Origin of the sequence: Arthrobacter sp. ISL-5, assembly GCF_018613835.1 — a bacterium.
In the GTDB taxonomy this organism is placed as follows: domain Bacteria; phylum Actinomycetota; class Actinomycetes; order Actinomycetales; family Micrococcaceae; genus Arthrobacter.
Genome location: NZ_JAGGPM010000030.1, coordinates 1 through 20,449 on the forward strand (window position 1 = coordinate 1; position 20,449 = coordinate 20,449).

23 protein-coding genes and 1 pseudogene are annotated in these 20,449 nt (G+C 66.5%); 14 read left to right on the forward strand and 10 right to left on the reverse strand.

The genetic code is table 11. The annotated features are described in order from the left end of the window. The coding region (locus tag J7I89_RS16870; protein ID WP_214972747.1) for a Na+/H+ antiporter NhaA at positions 1 to 193 on the reverse strand (193 nt) is incomplete at its 3' end. A gap of 240 nt (positions 194 to 433) precedes the next feature. On the opposite strand from J7I89_RS16870, the gene J7I89_RS16875 reads away from it, so the two are divergent. The 3 genes from J7I89_RS16875 to J7I89_RS16885 all read left to right on the forward strand — a co-directional run bounded on the left by J7I89_RS16875 (position 434) and on the right by J7I89_RS16885 (position 2,480). After that, a complete protein-coding gene (locus J7I89_RS16875; RefSeq protein ID WP_214972748.1) occupies positions 434 to 1,036 on the forward strand; it encodes a wax ester/triacylglycerol synthase family O-acyltransferase in 603 nt (200 codons plus the stop codon). A gap of 219 nt (positions 1,037 to 1,255) precedes the next feature. Continuing rightward, a complete protein-coding gene (locus tag J7I89_RS16880; RefSeq protein ID WP_214972749.1) occupies positions 1,256 to 1,525 on the forward strand; it encodes a WS/DGAT domain-containing protein in 270 nt (89 codons plus the stop codon). A 76-nt stretch (positions 1,526 to 1,601) separates the two neighbouring features. Then, the gene (locus tag J7I89_RS16885; RefSeq protein ID WP_214972750.1) at positions 1,602 to 2,480 is read left to right on the forward strand and encodes a universal stress protein; all 879 of its coding nucleotides are present in this window, start codon (positions 1,602 to 1,604) and stop codon (positions 2,478 to 2,480) included. A gap of 52 nt (positions 2,481 to 2,532) precedes the next feature. Here the strand turns inward: J7I89_RS16885 and J7I89_RS16890 are convergent, their stop codons facing one another. Together J7I89_RS16890 and J7I89_RS16895 are read right to left on the reverse strand one after the other, a co-directional pair. Continuing rightward, a complete protein-coding gene (locus tag J7I89_RS16890) occupies positions 2,533 to 3,357 on the reverse strand; it encodes a cation diffusion facilitator family transporter (RefSeq protein WP_214972763.1) in 825 nt (274 codons plus the stop codon). Then, on the reverse strand, positions 3,354 to 3,680 hold the full coding sequence (locus J7I89_RS16895; RefSeq protein ID WP_214972765.1) for a helix-turn-helix transcriptional regulator: 327 nt from the start codon (positions 3,678 to 3,680) through the stop codon (positions 3,354 to 3,356). The genes J7I89_RS16890 and J7I89_RS16895 overlap by 4 nt, the downstream gene beginning before the upstream one ends. Before the next feature lie 137 nt (positions 3,681 to 3,817). Here J7I89_RS16895 and J7I89_RS16900 point away from each other — a divergent pair, with 137 nt between their 5' ends. Beyond that, positions 3,818 to 4,915, forward strand: a complete 1,098-nt coding sequence (locus J7I89_RS16900) for an LCP family protein (protein ID WP_214972767.1) — start codon at positions 3,818 to 3,820, stop codon at positions 4,913 to 4,915. 12 nt (positions 4,916 to 4,927) lie between these two features. Here J7I89_RS16900 and J7I89_RS16905 read toward each other — a convergent pair whose 3' ends face one another. The 5 genes from J7I89_RS16905 to J7I89_RS16925 all read right to left on the reverse strand — a co-directional run bounded on the left by J7I89_RS16905 (position 4,928) and on the right by J7I89_RS16925 (position 8,976). Continuing rightward, a complete protein-coding gene (locus J7I89_RS16905) occupies positions 4,928 to 5,362 on the reverse strand; it encodes a low molecular weight phosphatase family protein (protein WP_214972769.1) in 435 nt (144 codons plus the stop codon). Further along, entirely contained in the window at positions 5,359 to 6,018 is a 660-nt protein-coding gene (locus J7I89_RS16910) for an arsenate reductase ArsC (RefSeq protein WP_214972771.1), read from the reverse strand. The genes J7I89_RS16905 and J7I89_RS16910 overlap by 4 nt, the downstream gene beginning before the upstream one ends. A 33-nt stretch (positions 6,019 to 6,051) precedes the next feature. Further along, positions 6,052 to 7,461 (reverse strand): FAD-dependent oxidoreductase, encoded by a 1,410-nt coding sequence (locus J7I89_RS16915; RefSeq protein WP_214972772.1) that lies wholly within the window; start codon positions 7,459 to 7,461, stop codon positions 6,052 to 6,054. 216 nt (positions 7,462 to 7,677) lie between these two features. Continuing rightward, a complete protein-coding gene (locus tag J7I89_RS16920; protein WP_214972773.1) occupies positions 7,678 to 8,100 on the reverse strand; it encodes an arsenate reductase ArsC in 423 nt (140 codons plus the stop codon). Positions 8,101 to 8,301: 201 nt separating this feature from the next. Beyond that, positions 8,302 to 8,976, reverse strand: coding sequence for a helix-turn-helix domain-containing protein (locus tag J7I89_RS16925; protein ID WP_214972774.1), 675 nt, complete (start codon positions 8,974 to 8,976; stop codon positions 8,302 to 8,304). A gap of 46 nt (positions 8,977 to 9,022) precedes the next feature. On the opposite strand from J7I89_RS16925, the gene J7I89_RS16930 reads away from it, so the two are divergent. From J7I89_RS16930 to J7I89_RS16950, 6 genes and pseudogenes are all read left to right on the forward strand, one after another. Further along, positions 9,023 to 9,763: an MIP/aquaporin family protein gene (locus J7I89_RS16930; RefSeq protein WP_214972775.1), complete on the forward strand. Its 741-nt coding sequence runs from the start codon at positions 9,023 to 9,025 to the stop codon at positions 9,761 to 9,763. 79 nt (positions 9,764 to 9,842) lie between these two features. Beyond that, positions 9,843 to 10,193: a helix-turn-helix transcriptional regulator gene (locus J7I89_RS16935; RefSeq protein ID WP_214972776.1), complete on the forward strand. Its 351-nt coding sequence runs from the start codon at positions 9,843 to 9,845 to the stop codon at positions 10,191 to 10,193. A 204-nt stretch (positions 10,194 to 10,397) separates the two neighbouring features. Continuing rightward, positions 10,398 to 11,375, forward strand: coding sequence for a thioredoxin-disulfide reductase (trxB, locus tag J7I89_RS16940; protein ID WP_214972777.1), 978 nt, complete (start codon positions 10,398 to 10,400; stop codon positions 11,373 to 11,375). Positions 11,376 to 11,508: 133 nt separating this feature from the next. Beyond that, a pseudogene (locus tag J7I89_RS25325) lies at positions 11,509 to 11,741 on the forward strand (low molecular weight phosphatase family protein); the annotation flags it as partial. Between the two features lie 328 nt (positions 11,742 to 12,069). Further along, positions 12,070 to 13,461 (forward strand): hypothetical protein, encoded by a 1,392-nt coding sequence (locus J7I89_RS25330; protein WP_251045469.1) that lies wholly within the window; start codon positions 12,070 to 12,072, stop codon positions 13,459 to 13,461. Between the two features lie 205 nt (positions 13,462 to 13,666). Beyond that, positions 13,667 to 15,193, forward strand: coding sequence for an FAD-dependent monooxygenase (locus J7I89_RS16950; RefSeq protein WP_214972778.1), 1,527 nt, complete (start codon positions 13,667 to 13,669; stop codon positions 15,191 to 15,193). Between the two features lie 16 nt (positions 15,194 to 15,209). Here J7I89_RS16950 and J7I89_RS16955 read toward each other — a convergent pair whose 3' ends face one another. Next, positions 15,210 to 15,689: a hypothetical protein gene (locus J7I89_RS16955; protein ID WP_214972780.1), complete on the reverse strand. Its 480-nt coding sequence runs from the start codon at positions 15,687 to 15,689 to the stop codon at positions 15,210 to 15,212. Between the two features lie 197 nt (positions 15,690 to 15,886). Here J7I89_RS16955 and J7I89_RS16960 point away from each other — a divergent pair, with 197 nt between their 5' ends. Together J7I89_RS16960 and J7I89_RS16965 are read left to right on the forward strand one after the other, a co-directional pair. After that, positions 15,887 to 16,678: a histidine phosphatase family protein gene (locus J7I89_RS16960; RefSeq protein WP_214972919.1), complete on the forward strand. Its 792-nt coding sequence runs from the start codon at positions 15,887 to 15,889 to the stop codon at positions 16,676 to 16,678. Further along, positions 16,656 to 17,684, forward strand: coding sequence for an ADP/ATP-dependent (S)-NAD(P)H-hydrate dehydratase (locus J7I89_RS16965; protein WP_251045470.1), 1,029 nt, complete (start codon positions 16,656 to 16,658; stop codon positions 17,682 to 17,684). Before J7I89_RS16960 ends, J7I89_RS16965 begins: the two co-directional genes overlap by 23 nt. A gap of 17 nt (positions 17,685 to 17,701) precedes the next feature. Here J7I89_RS16965 and J7I89_RS16970 read toward each other — a convergent pair whose 3' ends face one another. Further along, entirely contained in the window at positions 17,702 to 18,964 is a 1,263-nt protein-coding gene (locus J7I89_RS16970) for an extracellular solute-binding protein (protein WP_251045471.1), read from the reverse strand. Positions 18,965 to 19,453: 489 nt separating this feature from the next. On the opposite strand from J7I89_RS16970, the gene J7I89_RS16975 reads away from it, so the two are divergent. Further along, entirely contained in the window at positions 19,454 to 19,876 is a 423-nt protein-coding gene (locus J7I89_RS16975; protein ID WP_214972783.1) for a hypothetical protein, read from the forward strand. A gap of 27 nt (positions 19,877 to 19,903) precedes the next feature. Beyond that, positions 19,904 to 20,368, forward strand: a complete 465-nt coding sequence (locus tag J7I89_RS16980; protein ID WP_214972785.1) for a DUF4383 domain-containing protein — start codon at positions 19,904 to 19,906, stop codon at positions 20,366 to 20,368. The last annotated feature ends 81 nt before the right edge of the window (positions 20,369 to 20,449 follow it).

Here is a 20,449-nt window from a genome sequence, read left to right on the forward strand (position 1 = left end):
GGAAGTCGCGCAACGCGAAATACATGTCAGAAACCGGGGAATTTGCCCAGATCAGGGCAATAACCGCTGCGGCGACAAGCAGGATGCCGCCGACCGTTTCCTTCCGCAGGATCTCGCCGATGCGCAGCACTTCGCCGTAGCTTCCCCGTCCCAAAACGGAAGAACGCGGAGGAACAGACGGGTTTTCACTCATGAAGGTGTCCTAAACATGGGGTCAACAAAAAACATGCCGACCAGACTTCCCGGCTCACCTCCAGCCAGTCTACCCACACCCACACCGCCCCACGACCGGCAGACGGGACCCGGGCCGCACAGCCCTAAGTGGAGCCGAGTATGACCGTCACGCCGGGGCCAAAAACGCTCGACATACTCACCGTTCCCCCGCTCGCCAACGACCACTTCATGGTCATTAAATTGGATTAGGGAGCTGAACATGAAGGGCTTGCAGCTCCTCGATTCTTCCGGGCAGGTGCGCCTACAAGACATCCGTACACACGTCGAGCGCCGGACGCACCGGAGCCGGCGGCTTCGCCAGCTACTGGCGCGGCCCCGGCTGGGGCTGGGTCCTCAGTTCAACCGCGTCGCTCTCCTGATCCGCCTCCATCACGCAGCGGCCGACGGCCTGGCCGCACAGAGTCTGCTGACCGCCCTGTTTGACCCCGACGGCCAGACCTCCGTCGCGGAGGCAGTATCTATGGAAATCCAGCCCAGGCCAAGTGACTGGGAGCTCTTCACGGGCAACGCCCGCGATCACGGACGAGCCCTGGCCAGGGTCCTCACAACCCTGGCCCACCCTGCTCACCTGGCAGCATTCCTCGCAACGGGCGCGCAGCAAATGTCCCTGGCCCGGGCCGGCCGCGCTCCGGCGGTGTCGCTGAACGAACCAGTGGGTCCACGCCGTCGCCTCATCCTCGTCCGGAACGACCTCGCCTCCACCAAAGCCCTCGCCCACCGGTATGGTGCGAGGCTCACCGACCTTCTGCTGGCCGCCTACGCGGGCGGGTGCAGGGCGTACTGGAAACCCGAGGCGAGCTGACACCGCAGCTCGAGCTCAAGGTGTCCGTCGCAGCGTCCTTACGCGGCCCCGGCGAAACCACAAGCGAACCGCGTCGGCGTACGAATAGCGCCCATACCGGTCGGGGAACCAAACCCAGCGCGGCGGCTCAAAGGTATCGTCAGAGTGATGTCAGCCCAACGCCTCCAGCCGCCGTACCAACCCGGCAGCCGCCTCCTGCAGTGATGGATGGTCCGGGCGATGTTCCATCAGCGGCTGGTGAACCTTCTACTGAGTAACCTGCCCGGCCCGCCGGTACCCGTTTACTTCGCGGGAGCCAAAGTGCTGGCGATGTTCCAGATCGGTGTGGTGCAAGGCAATATCCCCCTTGGCATCAGCGTGCTTTCCTACTCAGGCCAGCTGAACAGTGTCATCGTCGCCGATGCAGATGCCATCCCCGATCTTGAGGTCTTCAGCCGCGGGCTTTCCGAGACGTTCGAACAACTTCAGACGGATGCCCCGGAGCCCTGAGTGCCGCAAAGTACTCTGAGAGGAAACGCAACCGGTGCAGGCACCCGAGCCTGAACCACCAGACAAGGGGGAAACCGTGCCGGAGTCCAAGACCATCGTGGTCGGCTATGACGGTTCGGCTCAAGCGGCACAAGCCGTCCGCTGGGCGGCAGAGCAGGCGGCCCTGCGCAACCGTCCCCTGCATCTGGTGCATTGCTCACTGTGGCCCCTGCTGACCCACGACCTCGGCCCGGTCCCCGGCGTGGCAGACAGCGGACTTGAACGGTCCGCGCAAGTCACCGTCGAAGAGGGCCTGGCACATGCGAAGCATGCCGCACCCGGGGTCGAAGTTCGAACCAGCCTTCTATACGGGTGGCCCAGTGTACATCTGCCCAAAATTTCCGCCGGCGAAGAAATGCTGGTCGTCGGAAGCCGCGGCATCGGTGGGTTTATGGGACTGCTCGTCGGGTCCGTGAGTCTGGAAATGGCAGCCACCGCAGCATGTCCGGTTGCGGTGATCAGATCCGACGAACACCCTGACGGGCCCGTCGTCGTCGCCATCGACAGCTCAGGCTCTACGGCAGCACTCGAAGATGCCTGCGCCGTCGCTGCCGTGACGGGAGCGAACCTCAACATCGTTCACGTACAACATGCCCCCGCCGGCTACAGATTGCTTCGGGACCCCGTCGATGCTCGGCCTGCAGCAGAGGCACTTCTGGACTCAGCCGTCAGTATTGCCCGCGACCTGGCGCCCGGAACCACCGTGGAAAGACATCTGCTCACCGATACCTCCATCCCCCGAGCGATCCTGAACGCGTCCCGGGGTGCCCGCCTCACAGTCGTGGGGACCAAGGGCCACGGACTCATAAAAGGCACCATCGGTTCCACCGCCCACGCAGTCCTTCACCATGCCCACGGTCCAGTGCTCATTTCCCGGCGTAACAGCACAGGGCATGACGCCCAGGAAATGCTGTAGGCCGTTCGGGCCTGGGACTGAATGCGGACGTTGCGTGCGACGGTGACGGCGCTCATCGATCAGCCGGTTTCGCTCCAAGGGTCACGGCGACCGGTGCGGGCCCGGTATTTGATCCACATTCGGCACAGCAGGAACCGCTTGGGTCCGTGTGCGCCAGGGTGACCGCCACGGTATCGGTCAGGGCCGTTGCGGCGGGTCCGGCCGGGACGCAGCAGTCATCCTCTTCTTCGGAGTGGTCGGCGCCGGTGTGCGGGATGGCGCAGCAGGCTTCGCCATGCCAGGCATTGATGCCTTCCCGCACCGCGATACCGGCGATGACCAGGGCGGCTCCCGCGTCGGCCCACCACCAGCCAAGGGCGCTGTTCAGGACCAAGCCAGCCAGCAGGACGGCGGAGAGGTAGGTGCACAGCAGCGTCTGTTTGGAATCGGCCACCGCTGTCCGGGAGCCGAGTTCCCGGCCTGCCCGGCGCTGCACCCAGGACAGGACCGGCATGATCGCCAGGCTCAGCGCCGCGATCACGATGCCCGGGGTGGAATGCTGGGCCTCTCCGCCTCCTGTGAGAGCACGGACAGCGTCCACGGTCACGAACGCGGCGAGGGCGAAGAAGGAGATGGCGATGATCCGCAGGGTCAGGTGCTCACGCCGCTCCGGGTCTTTGGCGGAGAACTGCCAGGACAACGCCAGAGCGGAAGTCACCTCAATGACCGAGTCAAGACCGAAGCCGATCAGCGCGGAGGAGTCGGCGACCCCTCCGGCCCAGAGCGCCACAATGGCCTCGATGAGGTTGTAGGTAATGGTCGCGGCCGCGAACAGCCGGATCCTGAGGCTCAGCACCGCACGGCGTTCCGGGCTTGGTGCGTGCAGCAGCGCCGTCATGCGAACCACTCCCCGTCCGGGGCGCAGCAGGCCGGATCCACTGCGAGGACCGCACCGATCAGGTCCTTGATCGCGTGGCCCAGCCGCGCGTCCACGAGTTCGTACCGGGACCGCCGCCCGTCCGGAACGGCAACCACCAGGCCGCAGCCGCGCAGGCACGTCAGGTGGTTGGACATGCTCTGCCGGGACACTCCCAGTGCGTCTGCCAGATCCGAGGGATAGGACGGGGCGTCTGAGAGAGCCAGAAGGATCCGGGCGCGGGTAGGGTCCGAGACCGCGTAGCCGAACCGGGCCAGCACTGGTGCCTGGGTGAGCGTTTCCATGCCACAAAAGTACAGCATCGGATGTATTCACGCAAAGGTGTATTCACACGAGGCGATGGGCCCTTCTGCCGGCCAACACGAAAAACCGGCCCGCCGCCGTCGTTCTTTCCGGAGAACTTTGGTGATACCTTCCGTTCATGGACTCCCGGCCTGATCCGGACAAAACGGGCAGCGCAGCCCCCTCCGGAGGACCCGCGAAGCGCAAGCCGACGGCCTTCAAGGTGCTGATTGCGGCGCTCATTGTGATCCCGCTGGTGGCCGCCGGGTTCATCTTCAACCTGGCGCGGATCTGGGACACCGAAACGGCCACGCTCGAAACCCAAAGCCCGTCGCCAACGGCCACAGCCACGCCCACGCCGACGCCGAAGCCCACCGTGAAGCCGTCCCCCAAGGCCACGCCGCTGAAGCCGCCGCCACCGCCGACGCTGCCCATGAACATCCTGGTCCTCGGCAGCGACCACCGCCGCGGTGACCCCCCGGCACCCAGCGGCCTGCCCGACCAGCGCGCGGATGCCATCATGCTGGTCCACCTCGCGCGGGACGGCAGGCACGTGTACGGCATCTCGCTCATGCGCGACACCTGGGTGCCCATCCCCGGCTACGGCGAAGCGAAAATCAACTCGTCCCTGATGCTCGGGGGCGTGCCGCTGGTGGTGAGGACCGTGGAATCGCTGTTTGGCCAGAAGATCCACCACGTCATTTCAATGGACTTCGAGGGCTTCAGGGGCATCACCGATGCGCTCGGCGGCGTGGACGTCAACGTCAGGGAGGCCTTCACCTCCACGCATGACACGCACCAGCACTTTCCTGCGGGCGTGAACAAGCTCAAGGGCCAGCGGGCACTCGAATTCGTCCGGGAGCGCTATGCGTTTGCCGACGGCGACTTCCAGCGGATCAGGAACCAGCAGACCATGGTGCGCGCCACGCTGGCCAAGCTCCTCTCCGCAAAGACCCTGTCCAATCCCGTGACCCTTTACAAGGTGGTCAGCACGGCATCCCGGTACATGAAAGTGGACAAGGGCCTCACGGCCGCCAAGCTCGCCAGCCTGGCATATAGCCTCCGCAACGTCCGCATGCAGGACGCCGTGTTCTTCAACCTGCCCACCGCCGGCTTCGGGTTCAGTACCGACGGGCAGTCCATCGTCCTGCCGGACTGGGGCGCCTTCGCCGCTGTCGGGGCGGCGCTGGGGAGAGACACCGTGGGCGCGTACGTCGCGCAGAACAGACCCGGCTGACGTCCGCGCGGGCTAGTTCCCGGTCAGTTCCGCGTAGAGCTTCTGGACCCGGGCCCTGATGTCGTCCCGGACCAGGCGCATCCGTTCCACGCCTTCGATGCCGCGTTCGGAGGGCTCATCCGTCTCCCAGACCTCAAAGCGGGCGCCTTCGTGCGGCTCGAGCTTCGCTTCGGTGCCCAGGACAATGACCGCATCCACGGCGTCCAGGACCTCGCCGGTGACGGGTTTGGGGTGCTCGCCGGCGATGTCGATGCCTAGTTCGGCCAGGGAATCCACGGCCTGGGGATTGAGGGACTTGCCCGGCTTGGTGCCTCCGGAATAGACGGTGACGGCCCCGCCGGCGAGTTGGTTCATCAGGCCAGCGGCGAGCTGGGATTTGCCGCCGTTCTTGCTGCAGACGAAGAGCACGGCAGGGGTCTTCGCTGCGCTGGTGGTGTCCTGGGTCATGAGAGTGTTGTTTCCTTTGTGAGTGAGTCGACCAGGGTTTTGACCCGGTCTTGGATCAGGTCCCGGATCTCCCGGACCGTTTCGAGGGGCTGGTCGGCCGGGTCCGGAACTTCCCAGTCCTCGTAGCGTTTGCCGGGATAGATGGGGCACGAGTCGCCGCATCCCATGGTGATCACCACGTCGGAGGCGCGTACGACGTCGTCCGTGAGCGGCTTGGGATAGTTCCGGGACAGGTCCAGGCCCATCTCGGACAATACTGCCACGACGGCGGGGTCGAGTTCGGACGCCGGCAGGGAGCCGGCGGAGCGGACATGGATCCTGCTTTTGGCCTCGACGGTGAGCAGGGCTGCGGCCATCTGGGACCGTCCGGCGTTCTGCACGCAGACGAACAAGACCTCGGGCACCCCGGAGGCGATCGCTCCCTTGGACTTGGCCAGGGCGTTCAGCCGGTCGCTGGCGAAGTGTTCGGTGGTGGCGGGCAGGTAGCTGGTGATCTTCGCCGTCCTCGCCAGGGCCGTGTAGGACTCGAGGACGTAGCGTTCGACAGTTTCGGCGGCAAAGATCCCGGCGAACCTGTCCGAGAGGCGGGCGCTGATGCGGTGCAGAAGCTCGGTGTTGTCCTGCAGGCCCAGGCTGGTGTCACGGTGTTCAGTCATGGCAGCACTCCATTGCTTGTACTGGCTCGATTTCTAGTTGATGCCGGAGCGGCCGTGGGTCAGGCCGGTGGGGAAGCCGACCAGCGCCGGTACCGGAGCAGAGCAGCAGCCGCTCTCGGCGGAGGCCGACGGCGGGAAGGCACCAGCCGCCGTCGGCATCCCAACGGCCGGCGCCGGGACGTCGCAGCTGGTGCCGGCGTCGGTGGAGCAGACGCCGGTCTCGGGGAGTTCGAGCTGGACGGTGTCCGCGGCTTCACGGTCGCCGGCGAGGGCGGCCACGACGGAGCGGACCTGCTCGTAGCCGGTGGCCAGCAGGAAGGTCGGTGCCCGGCCGTAGGACTTCATGCCCACGATGTAGAAGTCCTTGTCCGGGTGGGCCAGCAGCTTCGCGCCGTGCGGCGGGACGGTGCCGCAGGAGTGGAATTCGGGATCGATCAGCGGACCGAGCTCCACCGGCGCCTCGACGGCCGGATCCAGGTTGAGCCTGAGTTCGCGCAGGATGTCCAGATTGGGGCGGAAGCCGGTGCAGGGCACCACGACGTCGGCGTCCAGGGTGCGGCCGTCCACGGCTTCGACGGTCACGCCGGAATCGAGTGCTTTGAGGGATGCGATGCCGAAGCCGGTGTGCAGTTCGATTTTGCCGGCCTCCACGAGGCGCCGGACCCGGCCGCCGAGCTGGCCGCGCGCGGGCAGCCCGTCGGAGTCGCCGCCGCCGTAGACCTTCGCCGCGGAGTCGCCGCGGACTGCCCACAGGATCCTGGTGTCCGGCTCGTCTTTGGCGAGGTCGGCCAGGCTGATGAGGGTGTTGGCGGCGGAGTGTCCGGCACCGACCACCAGGACGCGGCGTCCGGCAAATGACCGGCGGTCCCGGCCGGTGACATCGGGCAGCGGCGCGGAGATCCTGTCCGCCGCAGCGTCCTCGCCGATGGCGGGCAGGCCCGACGTGCCCAGCGGGTTGCGGCGGGACCAGGTGCCGGAGGCGTCGATGACCGCTGCCACGGTGTGGTCGCGGGTTTCGCCGTCCTCATGCTCGACGCGGACCACGAACGGCGTGGTGTCCCGGTTCCGCACGTGGGTCTTGTCCAGGCCCTGCCGCGTCACGGCCACGGCGCGCGCGCCGGTCTGCAGCCGCGAGGCGATCTGCGGCAGCGCGGCCAGCGGCGCGAGGTAGCTGTCGATGAGTTCGCCGCCGTACGGCAGTGCTGTGGGCCGCGGGGATTCCCAGCTGGAACCTTCGAGCAGGCGGAGGGCGGCGGCGTCGAGGTTGAACCGCCACGGTGAGAACAGCCGGATGTGGCGCCACTGCTCAATGGCCGCGCCCGCCGCCGGGCCTGCCTCGAAGACCAGCGGCTCCAGGCCGCGTTCGAGCAGGTGCGCCGCGGCGGCAAGGCCCACCGGACCGGCGCCGATGACGGCAACAGGAAGGTTCTTCGCTGAATCCATACGTTCCTCATTTCCATCTGTGGGTTCGTGGCCCAACTAGGTAGCAGTAGGTGTCGTTTTGAGGGCCCAAAACGACACCTGCTGCTACCTAGTTGGGCGGAAAGGCGGGCGGGGGGTCAGCAGCAGTCCTGATCGTCGTCGCAGCAGCCCGAGTCGCCGCAGCATCCGGTGTTCATTCAGCTCACCTCCTCCCCTTCAGGGTTTAGGCGTGGTGGGTTACTTGGCGGCGGGGATCAGGGATTCGATAAGGCCCTCGATGCGCGTCTTGATCTCGTCGCGGATCGGGCGGACGGAGTCGACGCCCTTGCCGGCCGGATCCTCCAGGACCCAGTCCTCGTAGCGCTTGCCGGGGAAGTACGGGCACTCGTCGCCGCAGCCCATGGTGATCACCACGTCCGATTCCTTCACGGCCTCCGTGGTGAGGACCTTCGGGACCTCGGCGGACATGTCGATGCCGACCTCTGCCATCGCTTCCACGGCCGCGGGGTTGATCTTGTCTGCGGGCTGCGAGCCGGCGGAACGGACCTCGATATCGCCCTTGGAAAGGCTGGTCAGGAACGCGGCGGCCATCTGGGAGCGGCCGGCGTTGTGCACGCAGACGAAGAGGACGGAGGGCTTCTTGGCGGTTTCGGTGCTCACTGGTTTCTCCTGGATCGGTTAGGTGACGGGTGAATCGGTCTCGTCGAGGTCTTCCGCCCGCACTGCAGCGCTCATTGGAATATTGATAATGATCGATACAGCGAGTATCGGGCTATAGATTGATGATTGTCAATATTTACGTATGGTCGGGCTTATTACCCCTCTCGGCCGCAAAGGGGCGGCTGCCCTGCCCGGAAATCGTTAGGCGGCGTGCATCCGGGGTGCGAGGTCATGGATGCGGCGGGAGATGTCGATAAAGGCGTCCTCGAACGCTTCCTCGGTGTTATTCCGCAGCGGGTCCTGCACGGACCAGTGGACACCGCCCAGACTGGTGAGTTCCTCATGGGCGTTGTCGCACACGGTAACGACGAAGTCCCCGTCACCGGCGACCTGGTCCAGCCTCCGCGGGAGGCGGTTTACGAGGTCCAGTCCGTGCCGGCGGGCGACATCGATGGCACCCTGCGCGATGCGGTCCGCAGGGTGCGTCCCTGCCGACGTTGATGGGATTTCGCTGACCTGCTGCCAGAGTGCAGTGGCCAGCTGGGACCGGGCACTGTTGCGGGTGCAGACGAACAGCACACGCGTGGCGCCGTGCTCGACCCCTGGCGCGATGCCTTCCAACGCACCGGCGGCGAGGCGGATGTAGCTGCGGCGCCTGTCGGCTTCCGAGCGGTGGCGGGTTGCCAGGCCCGCTCCTTCCAGAGCGCGCAGATGATGGGACAGCAGGTTCGAGGGCATCCCCAGCTCGGCCTGCAGCTCCGTCGGGGAGAAGTCCCCCAGAGTCAGCAGGTCGACAATGCGCAGCCGCGCAGGATCGGCAAGGGCCGCATGCTTGGCGACCCGCGCTTGAAAAGCGGCTACTGGCTCAGTATTCATTGACTCAATTTTGACTGAGTTAATTTCATCGGTCAAGCTTGGTGCCATGACTTCTAACCAGCCGCAGTTGTGGCGCCGTGCCGTCGCCGAACTACTGGGCACCAGCCTGCTCGTGATGGTCGTCGTGGGCTCCGGGATCGCCGCCCAGCAGCTCTCCCCCAACGACGTCGGCCTGCAACTGCTCCAGAACAGCACCGCCACCGTGCTGGGGCTGACCGTGCTGATCCTCGTCTTCGGGCCCGTCAGCGGCGCGCACTTCAACCCCGTGGTGTCGCTCGCCGACTGGATCCTGGGCCGGCGCAGCGGCTCCGGACTGACCCTGCCGGAGCTCGGCACCTATGTCATTGCGCAGACCGTGGGTGCGATCAGTGGCAGTGTGGTCGCGAACACCATGTTTGAGGTGGGAATCTCCATCTCTGCCAAGGAGCGCGCCACTACGGGGCACCTGCTGGGCGAGGTCGTAGCGACCGCCGGGCTCATCCTGCTGATCTTCGCCCTGGCCGCCACCAAGCGGGGCGTCCTCGCCGCCCCGGCGGTGGGAGCTTACATCGGAGCCGCATACTGGTTCACGTCGTCAACGTCGTTCGCGAACCCGGCCGTCACAGTCGGCCGCATCTTCAGTGACACCTTCGCCGGCATCGCCCCGGCGTCCGTTCCCGGCTTCGTCGTAGCACAGCTGATCGGCGCGGCGGCAGGACTTGGGCTCCTCCTCATCCTGTTCCCCTCCGCGGACCGCGCCGACGACGACGTCGTGCTCCCGCACGACTCAGCAAAGACCAGCTCCTAGTCCTCGCCTCGGCCGGGGACCCGCCGTGGGATCCCGGTACCTACATTGATGGCTGTCAATATTGGCGCATAATGGGTACATGAACCTGCTGCCTATTCTCGAGCCGGCCACGGATGAAGCCTGCTGCGCGCCGGCAGCGGCGCCTGCCCTGGGCGCTGAGGAGGCAAAGCAAAAGGCCTTGGTCTTCAAGGCGCTGGCCGACCCTAACCGGCTCCGGTTGCTCTCCATCATCAAAGCCGCGTCATCCGGGGCGACCTGCGTCTGTGACCTGACCGAGCCGCTGGACCTGAGCCAGCCCACGGTGTCCCACCACCTGAAGATCCTGGTTGAAGCGGGGCTGCTGCACCGCGAAAAACGTGGCACGTGGGCCTACTTCTCCCTGGCCCCCGGCGCCCTGGACGACGCCGCCGGCATCCTGGCAAACCTGTGACGTCCGCGGCGGCGACCCTTGATCGAAGTCCCCGCGCTTGTTGCACTTGTTATGCGGCTGTTTGGGCGCGCAAACGCCATCACCGCGACGCCCAGTAACTGCCATGCCCAGTGACCCGAATGTCCAACCAGTAACCAGTCTGAGGAAACGGAGCCAGCCGTGAGTTCCAAGAACGCGAAGCCTACGAACGTAAACCACAAAAACGTGAGCACCGAGCAGCTGATCATCATCGGATCAGGCCCCGCCGGCTACACCGCCGCGATCTACGCCGCCCGCGCAGGCCTTGAACCGCTGGTGCTGGCCGGGTCCGTCACCGCCGGCGGCGCGCTCATGAACACCACCGACGTCGAAAACTTTCCCGGCTTCCCCGAGGGCATCCAGGGTCCCGAGCTCATGGACGGCCTGCAGCAGCAGGCGGAGCGGTTCGGCGCCAAGGTGGTGTTCGACGACGTCACTGAAGTGACGCTGTCCGGGCACCTCAAGCGCGTGGTCACCGGCGGCGGCGACGTCCACCAGGCACCGGCCGTCATCCTCGCCACCGGCTCCGCGTACAAGGAGCTCGGTTTGCCGGAGGAGAAGAAGTTCAGCGGCCACGGCGTCTCCTGGTGCGCCACGTGCGACGGCTTCTTCTTCCGCGATCAGGACATCATCGTCGTCGGCGGCGGGGATTCTGCAATGGAGGAGGCCACCTTCCTGACCCGCTTCGGGAAGTCCGTGACCGTCGTCGTCCGCAAGGGAGAACTCCGGGCCTCGCGGATCATGGCCCAGCGCGCCAAGGACAACCCCAAGATCAGTTTCGCGTGGAACTCGGCCGTCACCGAGATCCACGGCAACGGCAAGGTCACCGGCGTCACGCTCAAGGACACCCACACCGGCGAGACCCGCCTGCAGTCCGCCACCGGCATCTTCGTGGCCATCGGGCACGTGCCGCGCACCGAGCTGGTGGCCGGACAGCTGGAGCTGGACGCGGAGGGCTACATCAAGGTGGACTCCCCCACCACGGTCACCAGCCGCTCGGGGGTCTTCGCGTGCGGCGACGCCGTGGACCACCGCTACCGCCAGGCCATCACCGCCGCAGGCACGGGCTGCGCGGCGGCTTTGGACGCCGAACGTTACCTGGCCGCGCTGGAGGACGCGGACAGCATCGCGACGGCGCTGGTGGAGGAGCCGACCCACGCCTGAGACGACACCCCGCCCCGCCCAACTAGGTAGCAGCAGACGTCGTTTTGAGCCCTGAGAACGACGCGTGCTGCGACCTAGTTGGGCCGCGAACCGTCACACCCGCGGATGAAACGAGAGCGCCTGTTGCGGCACGCCGGAACCGGTGCCAGTCGGCTTCCCCACCGACAAGGTGCTGGACTCCGTCGACGTCGTGGTTGTCCTTGGCACCGAAGCGACACTCGAGCCCGCGACGGGACCTGTTTCGAAGCATGGGAAACGGACGAGCCCTCCGAGCGCGGCATCGAAGGCATGGAGCGCATGCGCCTGGTCCGGGATGACATCGAGGCGCGGGTCCCGACCCTGTTTGCGGAGCTCACCGGGCGCTAGGCCCGCCAACGCGCCCAACTAGGTAGCAGCTGAGACGGTTCTCAGCCCTGAAAACGACGCGTGCTGCGACCTAGTTGGGATGGTGCGCCAGTTGGGATGGTGCGCCAGTTGGGTGGGTGCGCCAGCTGAGTGATCCGAGTAGTCGGTGCGGCTGCGAGTAGTGTCCGGGGTGTCCTGCGCCCGAAAAACGAGTACCCACCACGGTTACCGTGCCGCTGCGGCGGGACTAGCGTGCACCTACGGGGGTCGCCCGGGGTCCGGCAGGCTGACGGTAGGCGGCCCCATTTTCAGCCTCATTGCTTTTGGGTACTCACATTGGAGCAGATTGATGAACCGGCTAATCAGGCTGGGGGCTGTGGGAGCCCTCATCCTGCCACTCATCGGGGCGTTCGGGGCGGCGCCGGCTCAAGCCGCGACCTGCCAGCCCGGAACCCCGGCCCCGTCTGGCCCCTACCCCGGCACCGCCGTGGTGGCCAACAACTTCGAATCCGGCAACCTCGCCGGATTCACCGTTACCACCGGCGGCCCCGGAACAGCCACGGTGGACTCCCCCCTGGCCCACTCCGGGAGCTGCGCGGCCCACCTGCACTCGACGGCGGATGCCGGCTCCGTGGCCAACATCTCGGCGGCGCTGCCCGCAGGCACCGCCGACGTGTACGCCGACGGCTGGTTCAACGTCACCAAGGCGGGCGCCGCCGGAAGCAACGTGGCCTATCTCCGCCTGTTCTCCGGCAGCAGCCGGATCGCCGACGTGTACCGCGACAACGGCACCGGACGGCCCTACCTGCGGACAACGCTGCCCGACGGCTCGACCGTCTCCACACGCTTGCTCTCCACGAGCATTCCACTGAACACCTGGCACCGCGTGGTGCTCCACATGGCCCTGAACGGCGCCGCCTCCACAGTCGAAGTGTGGATTGACGGGGCCACGGTCTACTCCAGCGACCAGGTCAGCACCGGCGCCACCTCGCTGAGCGCCGTCCAGCTCGGATCCGAAAGCCGCCGCCAGGTGGCGGACACGTACATTGACGACCTCCTGATCCACACGCCAACCGAAACCCCGCCGCCTCCAAGCGAAACCTGCCAATCGGCGACCCCCGCACCCACGAACTCGCAACCGGGCACCACCGCTGTGGCTACGAATTTCGAATCCAACACCCTCGCTCCGTTCGTCCCGACCACCGGCGGAACAGGCACCGCAGGCGTGTCCGCTGTCCTGTCGCATTCGGGCGGCTGCTCCGCTCACCTTCATGTCACCACCGACTCCGGCTCGCTCGCCTACCTCACGGCTCCCCTGCCCGCCGGCAGCCCGGCCGCTTCCGCCGACGGCTGGTTCAACATCACCCAGGCCGGAGTGGACGGCAACAACGTCCCGTATTTCCGGTTCTTCTCCGGCAGCACCCGGGTCGCGGACATCTACCGGTACAACAACAACGGCCAGCTCTGGCTGCGCGTGACCTCACCCGGAGGGTCATTCGTCTACACCAAGCTGATTTCGGCCACCATCCCGCTGAGCTCCTGGCACCACGTGGAAATGCGCGTCGTACCCAACGGCGCAGCAACCACCATCCAGGTGTGGTTTGACGGCACCGCGGTCTACTCCAGCAACACCGTCAACTCCCCGGCCACCTCGCTCTCGCGGGTCCAGCTGGGCGCCGAACACACCCGTCAGATGGGCGACAGCTTCATCGACGACGTCATCATCAAGAGCGGGTCCTGACCGCTCCAAGCGATAAGAACGCGTTAAACCACGACGGCGGGACCGCGCCGGGCGCTCGAAAAGCGCAAGGTGCGGTCCCGCCGTCGTCGTGCTTGAAACATTCCCTCTATTTCCAATGTATGCCCCGCAAGGGGGCTTGCGGCAAGCCCCGGACCGGGGCGCATACTCGCCGAAGGCCGGAACCTAGGGAATGGGGAGTAGCGAGATGCGCGTCTTGGAGCATGCGGTGGTCATCGCCGGAGGGGGCCCCACAGGGCTGATGTTGGCGGGCGAGCTGGCGCTGGCGGGCGTCGACGTCGCCATTGTCGAGCGGCGCGCCAGCCAGGAACTCGCCGGATCGCGCGCAGGCGGCCTGCACTCACGCACCATCGAGGTCCTCGATCAGCGCGGAATCGCCGATCGGTTCCTCTCGGAGGGACAGGTTGTGCAGGTCGCGGGGTTCGCGTCCACCCGTCTGGACATCAGCGACTTCCCCACCCGGCACCCATATGCGCTCGGGCTGTGGCAGAACCACATCGAGCGCATACTGGCCGGCTGGGTCGCCGAACTGGCGGTGCCGATCCACTACGGCACTGAGGTCACCGGTATCGCGCAGGACCCCGCCGGCGTCGACGTCGAGCTGTCCGACGGCCGGTCGCTACGGGCGCAGTATCTCGCCGGGTGCGACGGCGGCCGCAGCCTGATCCGCAAGGCGGCCGGCATTGAGTTCCCCGGCTGGGATCCGACGACCAGCAGCCTGATCGCCCAGGTCGAGATGACTGAGGAGCCGGAATTGGGCATCCGCCACACTCCCTCGGGTATGCACGCCCTCGGCAAGGTCGAGTACAAGATCAAAGACGGCGAGGTCGTCTACAAGCCCGGTGGGACGGTCGGGGTCATGCTGACCGAGTCGCACGTCGGCACGAGCGAGCCCACCCTGCGCGATATCAGCGAGGGCCTCATCGCCGTATACGGGACCGACTACGGGATCCACAGCCCCACCTGGATCTCCAGGTTCACCGACATGACCCGGCAGGCCGCAGCCTACCGCGAGGGGCGGATCCTGCTGGCCGGCGACGCTGCCCACGTGCATTCCCCGGTCGGCGGACAGGGCCTCAACACCGGCGTGCAGGATGCGGTGAATCTGGGTTGGAAGCTGGCCCAGGTGGTCCACCGGACAGCGCCGGAAAGCCTGCTGGACACCTACCACGCCGAGCGCCACCCGGTCGCCGCCCGCGTGCTGCGCAACACGATGGCGCAAGTCGCGCTCATGCGCCCCGCCGACGCGCGGCTCGAGGCCTTGCGTGAAACGGTGTCCGAACTCCTCACCATGGAGGAACCGCGCAAGCGCTTCGCCGCGATGCAGTCCGGTCTGGACATCCATTACGACGTCGGCCATTACGACGGCGGCGACGGTCACCCGCTGCTGGGGCGCCGCATGCCCGACCTCGACCTCGTCACCGCCGACGGGCCGCTGCGGATGTTCACCCTGCTGCACGATGCTCGGCCCGTCCTTCTCAACCTCGGTGAGCCCGGCGGCTTCGACACCACTCCTCGGCCGGATCGGGTCAAGTTGGTCGACGCCCAATACGGCGGCCCGTGGGAGCTTCCGGCACTCGGGGAGGTCGCGGCTCCCGCCGCCGTGCTGATTCGGCCCGACGGACATGTTGCCTGGGTGGGGGACCTAACCCAGCGGGGGCTCGCTGACGCGCTCGCCACCTGGTTCGGACCGCCGACGCGGCGGCAACAGTGAAAAGCCGGTGCTGCCCCTACCTGTACCAGCCCACCGCACGGTCGTAACTGCATTCAAGCGCGCCCGAGCCTGGCGCAGCGCCTCCCCCAGTCGGAAAGTAGATGGCGCCGAAGTCCGCGCCCGCGGCTTCAATCCGCCCTCGCGCCCAGATCTGGGCAGCCTCCAGGTCTGCCTCCGGGACCGGCTCGCGGGTGCTGTGGTCCCCGCCGAAATGGATATCCAGCTGATACTCCCCCGGCTGCGACGTCCCGGGGTGACGGGCCGGATCATGCTCATCACGCCGGCTGATCGCGACCTCGGCGGAGGCATGGAGGATGGACGGCTTGCTGGCGGCGCCGCCGTGTTCCTGCTGTTTCATCCGCATGCCCGACACCACGCTCTCCACGGTGTCTTCCTCTGTCACTACGTAAGCAGAGCCACTGACGTCGGTCTCTGAGCCGCCGACGCTTTTCAGGTGTTGCCCGAACTGTTCCGAGCTGGATTGTGTGGATTCCATGCGCCCTCCTTGAGGGTCTTAGCGGCGATTGCCGACGCCTCCCACCCTAGACCTGTTACAGGCCGCCACTGCGGTGTTGGAGTGGGCGGGTTATTTTGCTGACAGTGCGGGTACGGCGCTAGTAACGTGGAGGATTCGCACGCCTAAGGCAACGGGGAGTGGAAATCGTGGGCAATGACGGAGCAGTCAACGGCAAAGTGGTCAATGATGGCGCGGTCAATGACCGAACGGTTCCTGCCGGCCGGACTGCTGGGGCGGTGGAGCTCATCCTGGTCCGGCACGGCGAGAGCCAGGGCAACGTGGCTGCCACGGCCGCCCAGGATTCCGGAGCCGACGTGATCGACGTCCCCGCCCGCGACGCCGACGTCGAGCTGTCCTCCACAGGGCGGGAACAGGTCCAGGCCCTGGGCCGCGCACTGGCGGAGGCCCCCGAAGACCTGCGTCCCGACGTCGTGATTTCCTCCCCCTACATGCGCGCCTACCAGACCGCCGAAATCGCCGTCGAGACGGCCGGCTGGCCCGTTGCCGTCCGCACCGACGAGCGGCTCCGCGACCGCGAACTGGGCATCCTGGACATGATCACCCGCCTCGGCGTGGAAAACCGGCTGCCGGAAGAAGCAGAACGACGGCGGTGGCTGGGTAAGTTCTATTACCGGCCGCCGGGCGGGGAATCCTGGGCGGACGTCGCGCTGCGGCTGCGGTCCGTACTCGGCGAACTGAACGCGCTCGGCAGCGGCCACCGCGTGATGCTGGTCTGCCACGACGCCGTGGTGCTGCTGTTCCGCTACGTCCTGGAAGGCATGTCCGAGCACGAGCTCCTGGACCTCGCGGCGAGCACCACGGTCCTCAACGCCTCCGTCACCCGGTATGTGCGGCCGGACGGCGTGGGGCCGTGGACGCTGGAGAGCTTCAACGTGGCCGATCACCTCACGCAGCAGGGCGTCCAGGTGACCGAGCATGCGGGGGATGCCAGTGTCCACCCGCGCTGAGTCCGCCTCCCCCGAACAGATCACGCCGTCGCTGCTCCGCGACTGGCCGCTCCCCTCCGCCGGTGCGGACAAGTATTCCCGCGGCGCGGTGCTGGTGATCGGCGGGGCCAGACGCACTCCGGGGGCCGCGCTGCTGGCGGGAACGGCTGCGCTGCGCGTAGGGGCGGGCCGGCTCACCCTGGCCGTGGCCGAGTCCGTGGCCGTGCAGCTGGCCGTCACGCTTCCCGAGGCCGGAGTGATCGGGCTGCCCGAATCCGACGGCGGATCGGTAGGTGCATCCGGGCTGAAGGCCTTGACCGAGGACCTGGACGCGGCCGACGCGGTACTGATCGGGCCGGGCCTGGACGACATCGACGAGACCGAGGCGCTGCTGCGTGAACTCCTTCGGCGGGAAGCTGAGCGGGATTCAGGGCCTCGCGCCGGCCGCGGCGCCGGGGGCGGCTCCGGCCGCGGCTCCGGGGGCGGCAAGGCCGGCGGCGCCGGCCGTGGCGCCGGGGGCGGCTCCGGAGGCGGCGCCAGCGGTGCCACGGTGATCCTCGACGCCTATGCGCTGGGCTGCCTGCCCAAGCTGCTGGACGAGCTGGAGCCCTGGGCGGGACGCCTGATCCTCACACCCAACCCCAACGAAGCCGGGATCCTGCTGGGGCGGGACGCTGACAACCTTGCTGCCGACGTCGTCGAAATAGCAGAAAAGTACAGCGCAGTGGTGAGCTGCCAGGGCCTGATCGCGCGACCGCCGGGCGGGGACGCGCCGGAGGGTGCGGAACGCTGGGAGATCACCACGGGGTACGGCGGCCTGGGAACATCCGGCAGCGGCGACATCCTGGCCGGTGCCATCGCCGGACTCCGCGCCCGGGGCAGCACCGACGCGCAAGCCGCCTGCTGGGGAACCCACCTTCACGCCGCCGCGGCGGACCGGCTCGCCAGCAGGATGGGCAGCCTCGGCTTCCTGGCACGGGAACTGGCCGACGAGCTGCCGCCGCTCATGATGGAGCTGAACACGTAGGTTTTTGACTGAGCCGGTCACCTCATGGAGGAGCCCACGGAGCCCAGAATCGAGCGGAGCGACACTGCGGCCTTGTGCGCTGCCGCCTTGGGGTCGGCGCGGCCGGCCGTGACGTCGCTGACGGCCTTGGCGATGGGCAGTTCCGACAGCGCCGCGCCGGCAAGATCGCCTTGGCCCTGGATAATGCCCCAGTGCCTGACGTCCTCGGGCCCCCGCAGCAGGACAGAGAGCACATCCTGCGAGTAGAACTTGCCCAGCGGTTCCTGTTTGCCCACTCCCGCCGGCATTTTCGTCCACGCATCGCTGTATTCCGCCGGCTTGCCGGCGCTGCCGGCACGGACAGGAAGGCGCTCCTCCGGGGCGATGGCCAGCCAGTCAGCGTAACCGTCGCTCATGACGTACTCCACGAACCGGCGGGCAGGCTCCGTGTCCGAGTCTTTGGTGATGGTCCAGGACGTGATCTCGCCGAACTGCGCTGGCTGCTTCCCGTCAGGACCAAGAAGGCCGGCGACCACTCCAGTGTTCCTGGCCAGGAAGCCGGGATCCGATGTGCATTCCGTGCAGCTGGGTTTGGCGTCTATACGCAGGCCGGCCAATTCGTCCAGCATCAGTGTGGGCCAGATGGCCATCGCCGCCTTGCCGGAGATATACGCGTTCCGGACCGTGTCTATGTCCTGGAGCCCGGGCACGGAATAGTTCTTCAGTATGTCGCGGTAGAACCCGAGCGCAGCCACGCATTGGGGACTCTCGAACGTGATGCCGTCCTTGCCGTTGACCATTTCGCAGCCGTTACCCTGCGCGATGTGCTCGAACGACTGCTGCGTGAATGCCTGGCCGGATTTGTTGGCTGCGACGAAGCCCGCCATTTGGGGAGTGTCAAGCTTCTTTGCGGCCGCCATGATGTCGGCGTACGTCTTGGGCGCGGCCAGCCCGGCCTGGGCGAACAGGTCCTTCCGGTAGTACAGGAGGTGCTGCCAGGAGGAGTCCGGAACGGACAGCTGACGGCTGCCTTCCCGGGTCAGATCCAGCGCACGCGGGGACCACGTGTGCTCGCCCAGGGCGAGAATGACGCTGGCATTGAGTTCGGTATTCACCAGGCCTCTGGCAGCCAGGGTTCGGACCTGGCCCAGCGAAATGGAACCGATCACGTCAGGGAGGTCTCCCGAAGCCTCCGACGAGCCCACGATCTGGCTGAACCTGTGTGCCGGTACGCCCACGAGGTCCACAGTCACACCTGTGGCTGCGGTGAACCGTTCGACGATCGCACGGGACTTGGCCATGCGGTCCGGAAGCGTTTCTGTGGTCCAGACGGTAATGACGTGGGGTTCCGCCTCGCTGGGGGGGTTTGGCTGCTGGCCGTTGTTTGTGCAACCAGCCACTAAAGCTGCTGCCAGGGAAACCATGGAAACGAATCCGGCCTTGGCCCGGTGCCTGGCTCCATTCACTTGGTTGCTCCTGCCTGGACGTGCCCGCAGAACAGGTGCAGCAAAGCCGCAAACCTGAGACTTCACTACAACCCGGAAACCTATCTGTCAAGAGTATCGAAATGTGGACAGACTGTCAGTAGCCCGGCGGGGGCGGCCGCAAGCGCGTTGCCTTTTGCAAGAGGGCTGCCCATGGTCCCCGGACAGGCCGCTCCGGCCCGGGATTTCCGGGCTTCTGCACCGAACCGGCGGCTCTTGTCTGCCGGACGGGCGGGGGTTATTTTAAGCGTGAGATTGACCTCAAAAATGTCAGGGCGAAGATGCCCAAATAACAGGAGCCCGTCGATGTCGACCATCTCCAACGCCCACCTTCCCGGCGAGGCGCACCGCCCGTCCGGTCATCGGCTATGGTGCCCCGAATGCCGGACGGACGAATACCTGATCATCGAATCCATCGAGGCCATGCATCCGCCGGAGGTGGGCCTGGTGGATGTGTCCTACACGTGCGTTGAATGCGATTTCTTCTACGCCCACCCGGCGAGCGTCCACGACGTTGCCGCCGTCCTGAACCGCCACGGCCAGGTGATGGGCGTCCTGCAGTTCGGCGGTGAATACTTCCACTGCGCAACACCCATGCTCTCGGTCAGTTCCGGAACCAGCAGTATCTACGGCCATGAGCTGGCCCGGCACCACACCATCCACGACGTCCATCTACCCACACGGCTGTTGCGATGCGGCTGCGGGTTCCAGATGGAAGTGCCGGACTGATCCGGTCAACAATAAGGAGAGAGCAAAATGGCTACTACCCATCCCACAGCTGGTGCAAGATCCCGCATGCAGCTGGCGTCCCAGGTTGTCGGGGCAGTATTCCTGCTCGTTGGCATCCTTGGCTTCATCCCCGGAATAACCACCAACTACGCTTCGCTGGGCTTTGCGGGGCACTTGTCTGAAGCAATGCTTCTGGGCGTCTTCCAGGTTTCCATCCTGCACAATATCGTCCACATGCTCTTCGGCGTGGCCGGCATCCTCATGGGCCGCACGGCCATGCAGGCAAAGAACTTCCTCCTTTACGGCGGAATCGTCTACCTGGTCCTGTGGGTATACGGCCTGCTGATCGGCCACGAGACGCCCGCCAACTTTGTTCCCGTCAACACCGCGGACAACTGGCTCCATTTCCTGTTGGGCGTCGGCATGATCGCATTGGCGCTGCTGCTGTCCCGCCAAAGCACCACCGTCCGCGGGGCAGTGCCCGGGCACTGATTGATTGCCCTTTTGCCGGGGTGCCGCCCGGGGCTATCCTGACTTCGTCGGTTCTTCGAACCGCTCACGGTCCGGCCGGCA

Bases quoted from the DNA above. Each gene is read 5' to 3' on its own strand.
- J7I89_RS16875 (WP_214972748.1), top strand. From the start codon at position 434: ATGAAGGGCTTGCAGCTCCTCGATTCTTCCGGGCAGGTGCGCCTACAA.
- J7I89_RS16880 (WP_214972749.1), top strand. From the start codon at position 1,256: ATGTTCCATCAGCGGCTGGTGAACCTTCTACTGAGTAACCTGCCCGGC.
- J7I89_RS16890 (WP_214972763.1), bottom strand. From the start codon at position 3,357: ATGACGGCGCTGCTGCACGCACCAAGCCCGGAACGCCGTGCGGTGCTG.
- J7I89_RS16895 (WP_214972765.1), bottom strand. From the start codon at position 3,680: ATGGAAACGCTCACCCAGGCACCAGTGCTGGCCCGGTTCGGCTACGCG.
- J7I89_RS16900 (WP_214972767.1), top strand. From the start codon at position 3,818: ATGGACTCCCGGCCTGATCCGGACAAAACGGGCAGCGCAGCCCCCTCC.
- J7I89_RS16905 (WP_214972769.1), bottom strand. From the start codon at position 5,362: ATGACCCAGGACACCACCAGCGCAGCGAAGACCCCTGCCGTGCTCTTC.
- J7I89_RS16910 (WP_214972771.1), bottom strand. From the start codon at position 6,018: ATGACTGAACACCGTGACACCAGCCTGGGCCTGCAGGACAACACCGAG.
- J7I89_RS16915 (WP_214972772.1), bottom strand. From the start codon at position 7,461: ATGGATTCAGCGAAGAACCTTCCTGTTGCCGTCATCGGCGCCGGTCCG.
- J7I89_RS16925 (WP_214972774.1), bottom strand. From the start codon at position 8,976: ATGAATACTGAGCCAGTAGCCGCTTTTCAAGCGCGGGTCGCCAAGCAT.
- J7I89_RS16930 (WP_214972775.1), top strand. From the start codon at position 9,023: ATGACTTCTAACCAGCCGCAGTTGTGGCGCCGTGCCGTCGCCGAACTA.
- J7I89_RS16935 (WP_214972776.1), top strand. From the start codon at position 9,843: ATGAACCTGCTGCCTATTCTCGAGCCGGCCACGGATGAAGCCTGCTGC.
- J7I89_RS25330 (WP_251045469.1), top strand. From the start codon at position 12,070: ATGAACCGGCTAATCAGGCTGGGGGCTGTGGGAGCCCTCATCCTGCCA.
- J7I89_RS16950 (WP_214972778.1), top strand. From the start codon at position 13,667: ATGCGCGTCTTGGAGCATGCGGTGGTCATCGCCGGAGGGGGCCCCACA.
- J7I89_RS16955 (WP_214972780.1), bottom strand. From the start codon at position 15,689: ATGGAATCCACACAATCCAGCTCGGAACAGTTCGGGCAACACCTGAAA.
- J7I89_RS16965 (WP_251045470.1), top strand. From the start codon at position 16,656: ATGCCAGTGTCCACCCGCGCTGAGTCCGCCTCCCCCGAACAGATCACG.
- J7I89_RS16970 (WP_251045471.1), bottom strand. From the start codon at position 18,964: ATGGCCAAGTCCCGTGCGATCGTCGAACGGTTCACCGCAGCCACAGGT.
- J7I89_RS16975 (WP_214972783.1), top strand. From the start codon at position 19,454: ATGTCGACCATCTCCAACGCCCACCTTCCCGGCGAGGCGCACCGCCCG.
- J7I89_RS16980 (WP_214972785.1), top strand. From the start codon at position 19,904: ATGGCTACTACCCATCCCACAGCTGGTGCAAGATCCCGCATGCAGCTG.